The sequence below is a fragment of the Vreelandella venusta genome (assembly GCF_015689495.1).
Classification (GTDB): domain Bacteria; phylum Pseudomonadota; class Gammaproteobacteria; order Pseudomonadales; family Halomonadaceae; genus Vreelandella; species Vreelandella venusta.
The window spans coordinates 1,218,973-1,235,128 of record NZ_CP065135.1; the positions used below are offsets into that span (position 1 = coordinate 1,218,973).

Genomic DNA, 16,156 nt, shown 5'->3' on the forward strand with positions numbered 1-16,156 from the left:
GTTTGAATACGTCTACCATTCTGGATGATGGCCTGAAGCAATGGCATCAAGCCACGGTGATCCAGGTATAGTAGGCGCTTCATTGGTCATATTCGTTAAGTTAAATGCCTCGTTAGGCAACCACTTTTCAAGATAGTTGATGAACGTCTTACGAGCGACTGTTGTCGCACCAAGGCTCGCCAAGTGAGGTGTGTGCATCTGACAGTCGATCAGTTTACCCTCATGGTGTTGCATGGCATTGGCTAAGTGGGCAAGGGCAATTTTGGAAGCATCGGGCACTTTCGAGAACATTGATTCGCCAAAGAAGATAGGCCCCATGGCTAATCCATAAAGCCCGCCAACCAGTTGTCCATCAAGATGCACTTCAATGCTATGCGCGATGCCTAGCTCATGTAGACGTTGGTAAGCGTGGCGCATATCTTGATTGATCCAGGTGCCCGGTTCCCCAGAACGTGGCGCAGCGCATGCTTTAACAATGTTTTCAAACTGTTGATCCAGAGTGACGATAAAGCCACCATGTCGCAATCGCTTAACAAGGCTACGACGTCGTTTAAACTGTGCTGGTTGCAATACCATGCGTGGGTTGGGGCTCCACCATAAGATAGGTTCATCATCGCTATACCATGGAAAAATACCTTTTCGGTAAGCGTCGATTAACCAGTGGGGGGAGAGTTCTCCGCCCGCGGCAAGAAGGCCGTTCGGTGACTCGAGGGCAAGTTCGGTAGACGGAAAGATGGGCTGTGGCGATGAAAGCCAAGGTAGCATTGTTTGCTCCTGTTACTGAACACTTCGATAGAAGCGCTGTGACGGCGAAAGGATGCTCGGTATGATGCAAACTCGCAAGTGGATTAAAGACGCCATTGAGGTGTAAAGGGAGAATCGCTTGAAAGTAAATAAGGCGGTAGACAAGCGAACGCAACGTAACTCGCGTCAACCATCATCAACAGCCTCAACTGGGCGAGTTAAAGCTGCAAAGGATAAAGCTCGTCGATTTGGTTTGCGCTTGCAGGGCTCGGCGCGCGAAGGTGTGGTCGTCGTGCTGCTTGCGTTGTGCGTATTTTTGTTATTGGCACTGTTTAGTTATGACCCTGCCGACCCAGGTTGGTCTTATCAAGGTCCGGAAACGGATGTTCATAACTGGATGGGAGCTGTTGGTGCCTGGCTTGCAGACGTGCTGTATTCGCTGTCGGGAGCAAGTGCCCTGTGGTGGCCGGGAATGTTTGGTTATGCAGCTTGGTGGCTAATGAGATCGCGCCAAGTACGCTTTGATATCGATCCGGTAGCGATCGCTGTCCATACCGGTGGGTTAGTGCTGCTTATCTTCGGCACGACGATGCTGGGGGCGCTGCATTTTTATCATCCTGACAGCATTTTGCCTTACGCCTCTGGCGGTATATTGGGCGAAGGATTAGTAAGTACCCTAAAACCCCTGGTCAGCAGCGGCGGCGTTGGCCTTATTTCTGCTGCCCTAATCTTGATCGGTTTTCCACTGTTTAGCGGCATGTCGTGGTTACAGGTGGCTGATGAGCTTGGTCGTCGCCTGTGTAAAGTAGGCGGGTGGTTCAGCGCTCGGCGTGCTAAAGGGCGTGAGAAACGCTCCCAGCGTGCTGCTGTGCGTGCTGCCGCGAAAGCGGCGTCTCAAAAAGTAAAAGAGAAACCGCTAGCTGAATTTAAAGCGGCTAAGCCAGAGAGTGACGAGCAGCGTCCAAGTCAAAAAGAAAGTAGTCACCAGCAGGCACCCGCCCAAGAAAGCAGCCGCGTACGTCGTGAGCCTAGTTTTTCTACGACGACTGATACCTCAATTCCATGGGCAGCTGCTGCATTTTCAGGTGCGTTGCCTGAGGAGGGCTTGCCTAAGTCAGCATCCTCAGCTGCGCCTGAGCAGACTATTCCTGAACAGGCTGCCCCTCATGATGCTTCGCCGGTTGAGTCTAATAGCCAGCCGCCTGTCAACACAGTTGAAGAACGGCGTGAAGCTAAAACAGAGCCGAAAACAGAGCCTAAAATAGAGCCTATTGCGAGCAGCGGTGTGGAAAAAGCTGCACAAGATACTGCAGAAAGCGTCGAGGAAAAGTTACCCAGCGCGCCTCGCGAGGATGCTTTTGCGGTGCGCATCAAGGACGAAAGCAGCGAGCCAACACTTTCAGTACCCCTCTCCGCGAGAGAGGCTGAGCCGACGTTCGATCAGCCAGCGCGTGATGAGTCGGCAGGTGAAAAAACGGCTTCTCATTCTGCGCCTAGTTTCCAGTCAGCAGAGACGCAGCCATTTAATTCATCGATGGGTGTATCACGCGATGAAATAGAGCCTCGAGCTACGTCTCAGGCGATGTCTTATGCAGCGCATGAAATAAAACAGCATGACGCAGCTAAACAAGGCGACGACGTTGAGCGCGAGGTGGCGCCTGTTTCTACGCGCATGCCTGAACCCGAGCATACGCCCACGCCCGCAATCACGCCGCGAGATCGAGATGAGGGTGACTCTCGCTCTGTCTATGCGAATCCCCCTGAGCCTCGCTCCGAACGGGTACCTGAAGTCGTACCAGAGCCAGTATGGGATGATGAGGAAGATGACCTTCCTGTTGCACGGTCAGCCGTAACTGCCGTGCGCCAAGAGCCAACGCTTCATGATGCTGAGGTGCCTAGCGTTGAGCCACTCAGAGCGGAGGCGCCTGGGGTTGAAAGTCTCCGAGATGAGCCTTCTGAGGCGTTGGTTCCAAATGACATGCCTGCCGACGTGGCGTCTTCTGAAGAAAAAGAAGACGCCGACAATGGGCCTACTCTATGGACGGTTGAGCATCTGCAGAGCCAGCGTCCGGCGTTTGAAACTTTCGATGAGCCAGAAGGGGATGTGCCTAGTCTCCAATTGCTGACGCCTCCAGAGCCGCATGAGCCTAATTACACCGACGAGCAGCTTGCTGATATGGCCGAGCTCTTGGAAGTGCGGCTGCGTGAGTATGGTGTTAAAGCGGAAGTCGTTGATACATGGCCTGGTCCTGTTATCACTCGGTTTGAAATTAAGCCAGCGGCTGGGGTGAAAGTTTCCAAAATCAGCAACCTTGCTAAAGACCTAGCACGCTCGTTAATGGTCAAGAGTGTACGTGTGGTGGAGGTCATTCCTGGTCGTCCAACGGTTGGCATTGAAATACCTAATCCCCATCGCGCAATGATTCGCCTGCGTGAAGTCATTGACTCTGACCGCTACCAACAGGAGAGCTCGCCACTGACCATGGCGTTGGGTCAGGACATTGGCGGCGGGCCGGTTGTCGCTAATCTAGGCAAGATGCCTCACCTTTTGGTTGCGGGTACGACAGGGTCTGGTAAGTCAGTGGGTGTGAATGCCATGCTGATTTCCATGCTGCTTAAAGCGACTCCAGATGAGCTCAAGCTAATCATGGTTGACCCAAAAATGCTGGAGCTGTCAGTTTACGATGGCATTCCGCACCTTTTGGCTCCCGTGGTCACTGATATGAAGGAGGCTGCAAATAGTCTGCGTTGGTGTGTTGCGGAGATGGAGCGTCGCTACAAATTAATGGCGGCAATGGGGGTGCGTAACATTGCAGGCTTTAATGGGCGTTTAGATGAGGCTGAGAGTGCCGGCGCACAAGTTGCCGACCCGCTTTGGGAGCCGCAGCCTTGGGAAATGCATCAGACGCCGCCAATCCTTGAAAAGCTGCCCTACATCGTGGTGGTGATCGACGAGTTCGCCGACATGTTTATGATCGTCGGTAAGAAAGTTGAAGAACTCATTGCTCGCTTGGCGCAAAAGGCGCGCGCAGCGGGTATCCACCTGATTTTGGCTACTCAGCGCCCCTCTGTTGATGTAGTGACGGGGCTGATTAAGGCGAATATTCCGTCGCGCATGGCCTTCCAGGTATCGTCGCGGATTGATTCACGTACCATTTTGGATCAGGGGGGCGCCGAAAGCCTGCTTGGCCATGGTGATATGCTTTATCTACCTGCAGGTTCGGGGCCGCCTAACCGTATTCATGGTGCTTTTGTAGACGATGACGAAGTGCACCGGGTTGTGGATGATTGGAAGCGACGTGGCACGCCTGAGTACATCGAAGAGATTTTGTCAGGCGGTGTCACTGCCGATGCGTTGACGGGACTTGAGGCTGAGGGTGTCGATGGCGATGATGCTGAGCAGGATGCGCTTTATGATGAGGCGGTTCAGTTCGTTACAGAAACACGCAAAGCTTCTATATCTGCCGTTCAGCGCCGCTTCAAAATCGGCTACAACCGCGCTGCGCGCTTGGTAGAAGCAATGGAAGGTGCCGGTGTGGTGACATCTATGGGGTCTAACGGTGCCCGTGAAGTGTTAGCACCGCCTCCGGTAGGCCACTGACTTATCTGTTAGTGAATACTAGGTGCTTGGTTCAATAATGCAATAAGCGTGAAAATCGCGCCGTAGGTGAAACCCTACGGCGCGTTTTGCGTCTGAGAGGCTACACGGATCGTCTTAACGCTCCTTGCCTTGTCCGCTATCCGGCAATGACTGCCTAGGGAGAAAATAATGCGCGATACACATACTCGACGCTCATCAGCGTTGGCGTTAGCAGCCAGTGCGCTAGGATTAGCCTTTGCATCGCCTATTGCGTGGGCCAACGAGGCCGCAGAGCGCCTGACTGAGCGGCTTGACCCGCTTGAGAACTATCAAGCGACATTTGAACAGCAAATTTTGGACGGTGGTGGCGAGCGTTTACAAAGCGCGCGTGGAGAAATGTGGCTGTCGCGTCCCGGCATGCTACGTTGGGAAGTCGATGCGCCTTATACGCAAGTCGTCGTCTCGGATGGTGATGATGTATATCTCTATGACCCTGATCTTGAGCAAGTCACCATTCAGGCAATGGATGACCGGGTCACTCATACCCCCGCGCTGTTGCTCTCAGGCAGTGCAAGCGATTTAACTGCCAGCTATGACGTATTTCATGAGCAGCAGGACGGTGACGATGTGTTTACGCTGATTCCCATCTCAGCGGATACGTTATTCGAAGAGCTCAGCATGGTCTTTGACGATCAGACCTTAACGCAACTGTGGATGATGGACAGCACTGGTCAACGTACCGCAATTACGTTTAGCGACATTACCCGTAACGGTAATATTGACCGCAGCTTATTCAATTTTGATATTCCTGAAGGCACTGATGTTATCCGCGAAGAGCTGTAAAAAATGGTGTGAGAAGAGCAGTACACGCTCGCATTAATGTCATCCGATGATCCGATCAGGCACCTTAAGGTGCCTGATCTGCTTCTAGATCCTGCTGTTCCCGCCATGCCATTATTTCACCAAAGCGTTTCTCCTGGCCAAAGACGCTCGGTTCATAAAAGCGTGCTTTAGGTAAGTCATCAGGCCAACAGTCATGAGCACTGCCAGCAGGGTAACCATGGGGTTCGTTATGCGCATAGCGATAACCGTGGCCATGTCCTAACTGCTCCATCAACTTGGTAGGAGCGTTACGAAGATAGCTGGGAACTTCCAGCTGTGGTTGCTGCTGTACAAACTGCTGAGCCGCCTTCCAGGCACGGTCGATACGATTACTTTTTGGAGCAACCGCTAAATGAATGGCGGCGTGGGCAATCGCTCGCTGGCCCTCATAATCGCCTAAGCGTAAGTAGGCATCCCAGGCAGCAATGACCAGGGGCAGTGCTCGTGGATCAGCATTGCCGACATCTTCGGAGGCAATCGCCGTTAAGCGGCGCACAATATCAAGCGGGTCGCCGCCGCCCTGTAAAAAGCGTGCCATATACAGCAAGGCTGAATCGGGACGTGATGAGCGAATTGATTTATGAATTGCTGATAATAGATCGTAATAAGCATCACCCTGCTTATCAAAGGCGCTTGATTGATGGCCGACAACATCGGCTAGCACCGCTTTGTGTAGTACCTCTTTATCACCATGTTGTTGAGTAAAGTCGCAGGCCGTTTCCAGTAGTCCCAGCGCGCGACGAGCATCGCCTGCACTAGCATGAGCAAGGGCATCTAATACTCCCTCTTCCATCTCGATGCGGCGCCTCCCCAGCCCATGCTCAGCATCGTTTAATGCCTGAGACAAAACCTGGAGAAGCTCGTCATGGCTTAGCGGTTTAAGTACATACACCCGAGCACGGGAAAGTAGCGCCGAGTTGACCTCAAAAGAGGGGTTTTCTGTTGTTGCGCCGATCAGTGTTAGCAGGCCAGACTCCACATGGGGCAGCAACGCGTCCTGTTGGCTCTTGTTCAGACGGTGGATTTCATCTAAGAACAGCAGGGTGGGTGATGTACGTTGCTGTGCTCGCTCGACGGCTGAGCGAATTTCTTTTACACCGGCCATGACGGCACTTAAATGCTCAAGATAAGCGCCAGACGCGCGTGCTAATAACTCTGCTAGCGTGGTTTTCCCCACGCCTGGCGGCCCCCACAAAATCATTGAGCGCACAATGCCAGACTCTGCCATTCGACGTAGCGGTTTATCAGGCCCCACTAGTGCTTGCTGGCCGACGTAATCGTTAAGGGTTAGTGGGCGCATACGGTAGGCAAGGGGCACGTCTTCGCTCGTGGTAACGGACGCGCGGTCAAAAAGATCCATATAAACGTTCCCTATCAATTTCCAGCGTAAATCTTGCCATTGAACAATCAACGATTAACACGTGTCTGTGGTAAATAATGTAACGTCGGGCTACCTTTGGGCATAACCGACGGATAAGCGCCTACTTGTCTAGGTAATGCCAAAGGCGCATGGTAACGATTAACACTAGTGTAGTTGAACCCTGCTCATGCCATGCGCCTAAGCGCTAGCAGGCAATGGGCGAAAGGTAAGGCACTTACAAAGGAGGCGGCAAGATGTTAAACCAACTGCGTCTAGATCATGCCAACATGGCGCGAATGCTCCATGTGTTGCAGCTGAAACAAAAAACACTCGCGAGCGGTGAACGGCCCGATTTCCAGTTGATGCGCGAGGTGGTGGATTACATTTTGTCTTATATGGATGGTTTCGCTTCTCCGCTGGAAAAGATCTGCGTGGAGCGTCTGCAAAAGCAGGCCCCTGAGCATCTGCCATTGATGGAGCAAATGGCCAGTGACTATCGTAAATTAAAGCCACGTCTGTCTCGTCTATCCAATGATATCGACATGATTCTAATGGATAATGTGCTGCCAATGGACCTCTTTGCAGAGGCGCTGAAAGAGTACCTTGATGCACACCGTGCTTATCTCCGTCATGAGAGAGAGGGCCTGTTCCCGTTGATAGATGAGCATTTCAGCGAAGAAGATATGGAAGAGCTTCGTCAAGCGCTACCTGAGGGGGCTGAACAAGAGCTAGAGCGCCTACAGCAAGCGTACCCCGAACTTTACGCTGAATTGCGTGGTGCCGAAGTGCCGCCAATGTAGCGCATCAGCTGATCACTCAAGGGGGGGCGGGGCGTGTTAGACTAACGCCCCGTTTTTATTGGCGGCTTGAGGAGGGTGGTGTGTACAAAACGTATTGGTTGGTTAAGCGGTGATGTCAGGGCCTGTACTACTGTTTGATTCTGGTGTGGGGGGACTTTCTGTTGCCCATGCGCTTCGCCAGCATTATCCCCACCTGGCAATGTGTTATGCCTGTGATAATGCGTGGTTACCCTATGGTCTACGCGATGATATGACGCTCTCCCAGCGTATTGTCTCGGTATGTAAAGCAGCCGTGGATGCCTGCCAAGCGAGTGTCTTAGTCGTTGCCTGTAATACCGCTAGTACTCTAGCGTTAGAGGGATTGCGTGCAGCGTTAGATATCCCGGTTGTTGGAACGGTGCCTGCTATCAAACCTGCTGCGTTGCGTAGTCAGACACGTCACATTGGCTTGCTCGCTACAGCGGCGACCGTCAATAGACCGTATACGCAGACGTTAATTAATAGTTTCGCGAGCGACTGTGTGATCACCAGGGTGGCAGCAGGTGAACTTGTCACAGAGGCGGAAGCGTGGCTATCCGGCATACCGATTAACCAGCAGCGCATAAACCTAGCGCTAACACCGTTATGGCAGGCTACCCAGGCTAACCCAGCACTTGATACCGTTGTGCTGGGCTGTACCCATTTTCCACTGCTGAAAACTGAGCTAATCCGGCTATCGCCGGTACCTCTGGCGTGGGTAGATTCTGGCGATGCTATTGCTCGTCGGGTAGGACAAGTGGCACCTACCATCGTCAGTAGCACCCAAGATGGACGTTGTTTCACGACAGCATCAGCGTCGCAACTGACTAACGGATTAGCGCGTTTTGGTTTTCACGCGCCACAACAATTGTCGATTCCTAACGCGGTGTAGTCCCTCTGTTAGGTTATTTGTTTTTATTGATGTTATTTACTTAAATGAGGAACTACCTTGGCGATCCCCACTGTAGAACCAGAACGCTACGCCGAACAGCTCGCTGAAAAGCAAGCCTACGTGGAGAAAACCTTTGCAGCGTTCACCACACCCACGCTAGAAGTCTACCCCTCACCGCCAAGCCACTATCGGCAACGCTGCGAATTTCGCATCTGGCATGAAGATGACGACCTCTTCTACGCCATGTTTGAGGTCGATTCGCACAATCCTAAAAATAAGCGGGTTGTGCGTTTGGATCAGTTTCCCGTCGCCAGTGAGCATATCAATGCGCTCATGCCGCGTCTGCGAGAAGCGTTCCTTGCCAGCGATGAACTTCGTCGGCGCTTATTTCAAGTTGAGTTTTTAACCACCTTATCTGGCGAAGCCCTGGTAACGCTGATTTACCACCGCCCGCTTGGCGAGGCCTGGGAAGCCGAAGCGCGTGCGCTGGAGACAACGCTTGGCATCATGATTATTGGCCGTTCGCGCAAACAGCGCTTGGTGCTAACCCGCGATCATGTATGGGAGCGCTTAACAGTTGATGGTCGTGAGCTGGTTTATCAGCAGGTTGAAAACAGCTTTACTCAGCCAAATGCGCATATCTGCCAGACCATGCTTAGCTGGGCTAGAGAGGCCACCGCCGGACGGCAAGAGGAAGACTTGGTGGAGCTTTACTGTGGTAACGGTAACTTTACCATTGCGTTAGCGGATAACTTCCGCCGCGTTTTAGCAACTGAAATTTCGCGCACCTCGGTAGCTAGCGCTAACGTTAACCTGGACGCTAACGGGGTAGCCAATGCTCAGGTCGCAAGAATGTCCGCTGAAGAGTTCGCATTGGCGCTAAAAGGCGACAAAACAGGTCGCCGAGTGACGGAGATGGCGTTGGATGCGTATGAGTTTTCCAGCGTGCTAGTCGACCCCCCAAGAGCGGGTCTGGACGTTGAAAGTTGTCATCAAATCAGCGAATACGCTCAAATCGTCTATATTTCATGCAATCCTGCAACGCTAGCCGAAAACTTAACCATACTGACGCAAACGCACCATATTGAACGGTTCGCGCTTTTTGACCAGTTTCCGTTTACCGAGCATTGTGAATGCGGTGTATTGCTCAAACGAAAGGATGCTGCGCAATAGAAAGCTTATTGATAATGTTTAAGAGCTCTTGTCAATAGTGCTTATGATGCATAAGCGGCATACACCATGAAGAACCTGTCAGATGGTTAGGGGGATAAGTAACGGTAGCGTAAGCTAGTGGATAGTGTGGCCTAAAGGCCTATTGTCCTTCGTTTTTTTGGCCTAATTTGTGGCCCCAGGCAGTCGAGGTGATGGATGCATTACGTTGCGATTGAAGAGAGTCGGCGGGATCTTTTGAAGCAGCTACAAGAGCGATTGGATGCGCGACTGGAGCCGGAGCGAGCGGCAGATGTTGAAGCCTTTGCTCGCCACTTCTACGCCACGGTCCCCGTTGAGGACTTGGTGGATCGGCGTTTAGACGACTTGTACGGGGCCACACTGTCGATTTGGCAGTTTTTACAGCACCACGACCCGCAGCATCCTAAGGTGCGTATCTTCAATCCTGACTTTGAAGAGCATGGCTGGCAGTCAACCCATACCTTCGTTGCCGTTTTGCACGAAGATATGCCATTTTTGGTCGATTCGGTACGGATTGAACTGAATCGTCGCGGGCTGACGGTTCACGCTATTCAGAACGCGGTACTTGCCGTGGCGCGTGACGGCCAGCATCAGCTCAAAGCACTGGCCTCGCCCAGAGATGAAAATGCGCCTGATGCGCGCGAGTCGCTGATGGTCATTGAAGTGGATCGTCACTCGGATCCTGAATCGCTGACCAAAATTGAGAATAAGTTACATGAAGTGCTGCGCGATGTTAGAACCGCCGTCAGCGATTTTGACGAGATGTGCGGCCAAATCACGTCGGCTATTCAAGAGTTAGAAAAGAACTGCCCGCCGCAAATTGATCCTGATGATCATGAAGAGGCCATCGCGTTCCTGGAATGGCTACTCAAAGACAACTTTACCTTCCTGGGTTACGACGAGTACCTGCTGGAAGGTAAAGAGCTGCAGCGCGACCCCAATAGTGTTCTGGGCGTGTTCCGCCTTGATCAGCCGCGTTACCGCGAGCGTATCCGCACTGAAGAGGGGGTTGATGAAAATGGCGACTATGTACTAGTACCCCAGCTACTGTCGTTTGCTAAAAGCGCGCATCATTCCCGGGTGCATCGCCCCACGTACCCAGACTACATTACCGTTGATCGCTATGACGACGACGGCAATGTGATTGGCGAGCGGCGCTTCTTTGGCTTGTTCACGTCTACGGTTTATAACGAATCGCCACGCAATATTCCGCTGCTGCGTCGTAAGTTGAAAGCCGTGATGGATATTGCCGGGTTTAATCCCCAGGGGCATAACGGCAAACAGCTGTTGCAAGTGTTGGAAGTTTACCCGCGTGATGACCTCTTCCAGATCAGCACCGAATCCCTGGCCAGCACAGCTCTGGGTATTCTTAATATCCGCGAACGCCGTCAAGTGCGCTTGTTTATTCGCGCGGACGTCAGCGGTAAGTTCTACTCCTGCTTAGTCTTTGTTCCTCGGGATGTGTTCTCTACCGACCTGCGCCAGCGCATACAAACGATGCTGTGCGATGAACTCGACGCTCATTTTGGCGACTTTAATACCTATTTGTCAGAATCGGTTTTAGCCCGTATTCAGCTTATTTTGCGCTTTAATGGTGAAGGTCCAAGCCAATACGATCTTAAGCGCTTAGAAAATAAAGTGGCACGTTTAGCACGTAGCTGGCGTGATGAGCTTCAAGAAGCAATGATCGAAGGATTTGGTGAAGAGCGCGCCAACCACCAAATGGATCACTTCCATGAGGCATTTTCGGCCAGTTACCGAGAAGATTTCAATGCGCGCACAGCGGTGTTTGATGTTCAGCATCTACTGACCCTGGATAGCGGTGACGATCTCTCATTGTCACTGTATCGCCCCTTGGAAGAGCAAGCGGGTGGTATGAACTTAAAGCTTTTCCATCGTGAAACCCAGATCCCGCTGTCTGATGTGCTACCGATGATGGAAAACCTGGGATTGCGCGTTATCGGTGAGCGCCCTTATGACATTAATGCCCCGCAGCAGCGTTACTGGATTCATGACTTCGAGCTGGAGCATAGTCGCGAAGGCGTAAATTTAAGTGAAATGCGCGACACCTTCAGCGAAGCATTTAAGCGTATATGGGCTGGTGAGGCGGACAACGACGCTTTTAACCGTCTGATTATTGGTGCCGGCCTTGATTGGCGTGAAGTTGCCATGCTGCGCGGTTATGCCCGTTACCTTAAGCAGATTCGCTTTGGTATGTCGCAGGACTACATCGCGGCTACTCTGGCGAACTATCCGGTAATCACTCAGACGCTCGTTGAGCTATTCCGGTTGCGCTTTGATCCCATGCGACAGCCCGCAAGCTTAGATGACTGTATTGCTCGTTTAAATGAGCACCTGGAAAGTGTCGCCAGCCTGAATGATGACCAGCTGCTGCGTCGCTTTATGGAGCTTATTCAAGCGACTCTACGCACTAACTACTACCAGAAAGCGGATGATGGTCGTTTTAAAGACTATATCTCTTACAAACTGGAGCCCTCGAAAGTCACGGGCATGCCCAAACCCCGTCCTGCGTTTGAGATTTTTGTCTGTTCACCCCGCGTAGAAGGCGTTCACCTGCGTGGTGGTAAAGTCGCTCGCGGTGGTTTGCGCTGGTCAGATCGCCACGAAGATTTCCGTACGGAAGTGTTAGGCCTGGTAAAAGCCCAGCAGGTGAAAAATGCGGTTATCGTACCTGTGGGAGCTAAAGGCGGTTTTGTATGCAAGCGCATGCCAGAAAACGCTGACCGTGAAACCCAGCAGAAAGAAGGTATCGCCTGCTACAAAATCTTTATTCGCGCACTGCTGGATGTCACCGACAACCTAGTGGGTGGTGAGGTTGTGCCGCCGCAAAATGTAGTACGCCATGATGGTGACGATAGCTACCTTGTTGTTGCCGCCGATAAAGGGACTGCAACCTTCTCGGATATCGCAAATGAGATATCCATAGAGTACGGCCACTGGCTCGGGGATGCCTTTGCTTCTGGCGGGGCTAACGGTTACGACCATAAGAAAATGGCGATTACCGCGCGTGGTGCCTGGGAATCCGTCAAGCGCCACTTCAAAAACCTTGACGTGAATACCCAGCAAGACTTGTTCACGGTGGTGGGCATTGGTGATATGGCCGGCGACGTGTTCGGCAACGGCATGCTGCTGTCAGATAAAATCCAACTGGTAGGCGCATTCAACCACCTGCATATTTTTGTCGATCCTAACCCCGACGCAGCAGCTGCTTTCATCGAGCGCAAGCGCATGTTCAACCTGCCGCGTTCCAGTTGGGAAGACTATAATGCTGAATTAATTTCACAGGGGGGTGGTGTCTTTAGCCGCAGCGCGAAATCGATCCCGATTACTCCGGAAATGCAGCAGGTGTTTGGTATCGAAGAAACACGCCTTTCACCCAATGACCTTATTCGCGCGATGCTGAAGGCCAAGATTGATCTGTTGTGGAACGGTGGTATCGGTACCTATGTGAAGAGCTCCGATGAAACCGACGCCGACGTGGGTGACAAGGCCAACGACGCGCTGCGTATTAATGGCGCCGAACTGAATTGCCGTGTTGTTGGTGAGGGCGGAAACTTGGGCTTGACCCAGCGTGGCCGGATGGAAGCGGCTGCTAAGGGTGTGCGCGTTTATACGGACTTTATCGATAATGCCGGGGGAGTTAACTGCTCTGACCATGAGGTCAATATTAAGATATTGATTGATGAAGTGGTGAAGCGTGGGGATATGACCGACAAGCAGCGCAACCAGCTGCTATCAGATATGACCGAGGAAGTGGCTAACCTAGTCATTCTCGATAACTATCGCCAAACCCAAGCGCTGGATCTGTCAGAGATTCTGTCTCATCAAGGCATGGGGCCATACCGCCGCTTTATCAGTGAGCTTGAGTCAGCCGGCCAAATCGATCGTGAATTAGAGTTCCTGCCTGCTGATGATGTGCTTAAAGAGCGCGCCAGCCATGACCAGGGCATGCGGTTACCTGAGCTGTCGGTGCTGATTTCTTACGCTAAGAGCACCCTGAAAGGCGACTTGATCAACTCTGATGTGCCGGATGATCCCTACATTCATCGTCATTTAGAGCGCTTGTTCCCTGACGTCTTGACTGAACGCTATCAGACCGAGATGTATGACCATCGTCTGAAGCGCGAAATTGTTGCCACCCAGGTAGCTAACGATCTAGTCGACCACATGGGTATCGTCTTCGTTCGTCGTCTAATGGACTCTACCGGTGCGGGGCGCGCTGATATTGCTCGTGCTTACGTGGTTGCTCGAGACGCGTTTAATCTGACGGCACTGTGGGAGCAGATTGAGGCGCTGGACAACCAAGTGCCGAACCGTGTGCAGTACTCAATGATGCTCGACCTGATGCGCATGGTTCGCCGCGCAACGCGCTGGTTCCTGCGTCAGCATTTGGGATTATCGACCCAAGATACAATTGAGTATTTCGGGCCTCGCCTTGCTCAGCTGCAGGAAGGGATTGGTGAACTGCTCAGCGGAGAAGAGAAGGCGATATGGCGTAAGCGTTGCGATGAACTGTTAGAAGCAGGCGTGCCTGAAGCGCTAGCCTCTACAGTGGCTGCGTCGCCTAGCCTCTATGCAGGTTTGGGTATTATTCACGCCGCGCGGGTCACTAATGAGAAGCCTCAGCGTGTAGCCGAAGTGTTCTACGAAATTGGCAGTCGCCTAGAACTACCCTGGATTATACAGCAGGTGACCCAGTTGGAAGTGCGTGATGCGTGGCAAGCGCAAGCGCGAGAAACCTTCCGCGACGACATTGATCGCCAGCAATTAGCACTAACGACCAGCGTCCTAAAACTGGAAGCGGGTAGTCGTGACACTCAAGAGCGTGTGGCTCAGTGGCTTGAACAGCACGCCGAGCTACATCGCCGCTGGTGCCATTTGATTGACGAAGTGCGCGGAGGCAGTGAAGGTGGTTTTGCACTGTTTGCCGTCGCCGTACGTGAATTGGTTGATCTTGCTGAAAGCGATAGCGAAGCGTAAGCCACAGGTTAGCTATCGACTTGCTCGATAAGTAACACCACCTACCGCGCCCTGAATTAGGGCGCGGTTTTTTTTGTGACGGTTCTTGAGACTGCTCTTGTGATCGTTTTTTTACGGCATCGCCTTTCTCGCCGCTCAGCGCTGCGAAGATAACGTGATTTACGCTATACTCTGCGCGCCGCGCGCTATGTCGTTTATTTGCCTTCATGTAGCGTGTCCGTTCGTCTGCTTTATGCCCACTGCTCTGGAGAGCCTCGCTGATGTATAACTTCGCCCGTTCGCTGTTATTTCGACTCGACCCAGAAGCATCTCATGGGTTAGCGCTGGGTGCGTTAGATACTCTGCATCGGGTTGGCGGTGTGCAGCGGGTGTATGGTGAGCCTGTGAGCGACCCTGTCGAACTGATGGGGCTGCGTTTTAGTAATCGGGTAGGGCTTGCCGCTGGGCTGGATAAAAATGCCGATCACTTGGATGCGCTGGGTGCGCTGGGCTTTGGGTTTGTAGAAGTAGGCACCGTGACGCCCAAAGCGCAGCCAGGTAACCCAAAGCCACGTTTGTTCCGGCTTGCAGGCCATGAGGCGATCATTAACCGTTTTGGGTTCAATAACAAAGGGGTTGAACACCTTGTCGCCCAGGTTAAAAAGCGCCACTACGGAGGCGTTGTAGGCATCAATATAGGTAAAAATTTAACCACCTCGGTAGAAAATGCGCTCGATGATTACCTGCTGTGTTTAGAAGCGGTACACGGCGTTGCTGATTACATTGCGGTCAATATATCCTCGCCTAATACGCCTGGACTGCGGACATTACAGTTCGGCGAGCAGCTGGATGCGTTACTAGGACCTATCCGTTCGCGTAGCCAAGCATTGGACAACGCGCTAGGCCGTAAGGTACCGCTACTGGTCAAAATCGCCCCAGATATGAGCGAAGAAGAGGTTGTATTGGTAGCCGACAGTATTGCTCGAAATGCACTGGATGGTGTTATTGCGACAAATACTACGATCGCTCGCGATGCCGTTAAGAGTGACCCTCAGTCAGAAGAGGCGGGCGGGCTTTCTGGAAAACCCGTTTTTGAAGCATCGAATAGGGTGATTCGTCTGTTACGTGCACAACTGCCAACGCTGCCTATTATAGGTGTGGGTGGGATTGATAGCGGTGAAGCCGCTGTTGCTAAAATTGCCGCTGGCGCGGACTTGGTGCAGCTCTATTCAGGGTTGATCTACCAAGGGCCTGGATTAGTGAAGGCGTGCGCCGAGGCATTGAAGCAGCAATAGTTGAGCGATAAAAAAGCCCGCTTGCCAGCGGGCTCCGTACTCCAAATGTCATGTTTGAAAAGGTAAAAGAAACTAGGTCATCACCATGGGATTTTTATGAATGCCGGAGACGCCGGTCATCCCGTCCCACTGATCGCCGCGACCTTCACGCCAACCACTCATCCAATACTCGCGTAAATTAACATCTTGACTGGGGCAGTCATCTCGGGAGCGACCCATGACGCCTGCTTTATAGCCGTGAACATAAGCCCGTTGGAAGCGATCACGTTTTTGTCGTTTCATTGGCTAACCTCTTTTCACGAAAGCCTTTGATAAGAAAAGCACGCTGGGCAAAAATGCCCTACTTGCATCAGTGCTATTTCGATAAATAACGTTGGCAAGCCGCCACTTAACGCTAGTGCCTAGCACTCACGT

Annotated in this window: 10 protein-coding genes; 7 read left to right on the forward strand and 3 right to left on the reverse strand. The window is 52.3% G+C overall.

The genetic code is table 11. The annotated features are described in order from the left end of the window. Positions 1-12 precede the first annotated feature (12 nt). Positions 13-765, reverse strand: a complete 753-nt coding sequence (gene aat, locus IR195_RS05715) for a leucyl/phenylalanyl-tRNA--protein transferase (RefSeq protein WP_146942548.1) — start codon at positions 763-765, stop codon at positions 13-15. Between the two features lie 118 nt (positions 766-883). Between aat and IR195_RS05720 the strand changes: the two genes are divergently transcribed. After that, complete coding sequence (locus IR195_RS05720; RefSeq protein WP_206049000.1) at positions 884-4,345, forward strand: DNA translocase FtsK; 3,462 nt, start codon at positions 884-886, stop codon at positions 4,343-4,345. A 168-nt stretch (positions 4,346-4,513) separates the two neighbouring features. Next, on the forward strand, positions 4,514-5,167 hold the full coding sequence (lolA, locus tag IR195_RS05725; RefSeq protein ID WP_206049001.1) for an outer membrane lipoprotein periplasmic chaperone LolA: 654 nt from the start codon (positions 4,514-4,516) through the stop codon (positions 5,165-5,167). Between the two features lie 64 nt (positions 5,168-5,231). On the opposite strand, the gene IR195_RS05730 is transcribed toward lolA, so the two are convergent. Beyond that, positions 5,232-6,566 carry a replication-associated recombination protein A gene (locus tag IR195_RS05730; RefSeq protein WP_125746579.1) on the reverse strand — a complete coding sequence of 445 codons (1,335 nt, stop codon included), beginning with the start codon at positions 6,564-6,566 and terminating at the stop codon, positions 5,232-5,234. 254 nt (positions 6,567-6,820) lie between these two features. Between IR195_RS05730 and IR195_RS05735 the strand changes: the two genes are divergently transcribed. The 5 genes from IR195_RS05735 to IR195_RS05755 all read left to right on the forward strand — a co-directional run bounded on the left by IR195_RS05735 (position 6,821) and on the right by IR195_RS05755 (position 15,742). Continuing rightward, positions 6,821-7,366, forward strand: a complete 546-nt coding sequence (locus IR195_RS05735; protein WP_125746581.1) for a hemerythrin domain-containing protein — start codon at positions 6,821-6,823, stop codon at positions 7,364-7,366. A 112-nt stretch (positions 7,367-7,478) separates the two neighbouring features. Further along, positions 7,479-8,276: a glutamate racemase gene (murI, locus tag IR195_RS05740; RefSeq protein WP_125746582.1), complete on the forward strand. Its 798-nt coding sequence runs from the start codon at positions 7,479-7,481 to the stop codon at positions 8,274-8,276. Positions 8,277-8,333: 57 nt separating this feature from the next. Continuing rightward, positions 8,334-9,449 (forward strand): tRNA (uridine(54)-C5)-methyltransferase TrmA, encoded by a 1,116-nt coding sequence (gene trmA, locus IR195_RS05745; protein ID WP_125746585.1) that lies wholly within the window; start codon positions 8,334-8,336, stop codon positions 9,447-9,449. Between the two features lie 195 nt (positions 9,450-9,644). Further along, on the forward strand, positions 9,645-14,468 hold the full coding sequence (locus IR195_RS05750) for an NAD-glutamate dehydrogenase (RefSeq protein WP_206049002.1): 4,824 nt from the start codon (positions 9,645-9,647) through the stop codon (positions 14,466-14,468). Positions 14,469-14,728: 260 nt separating this feature from the next. Next, the gene (locus tag IR195_RS05755; RefSeq protein ID WP_125746589.1) at positions 14,729-15,742 is read left to right on the forward strand and encodes a quinone-dependent dihydroorotate dehydrogenase; all 1,014 of its coding nucleotides are present in this window, start codon (positions 14,729-14,731) and stop codon (positions 15,740-15,742) included. 72 nt (positions 15,743-15,814) lie between these two features. On the opposite strand, the gene rmf is transcribed toward IR195_RS05755, so the two are convergent. Continuing rightward, positions 15,815-16,024 carry a ribosome modulation factor gene (gene rmf, locus IR195_RS05760; protein ID WP_125746591.1) on the reverse strand — a complete coding sequence of 70 codons (210 nt, stop codon included), beginning with the start codon at positions 16,022-16,024 and terminating at the stop codon, positions 15,815-15,817. Between the last annotated feature and the right edge of the window lie 132 nt (positions 16,025-16,156).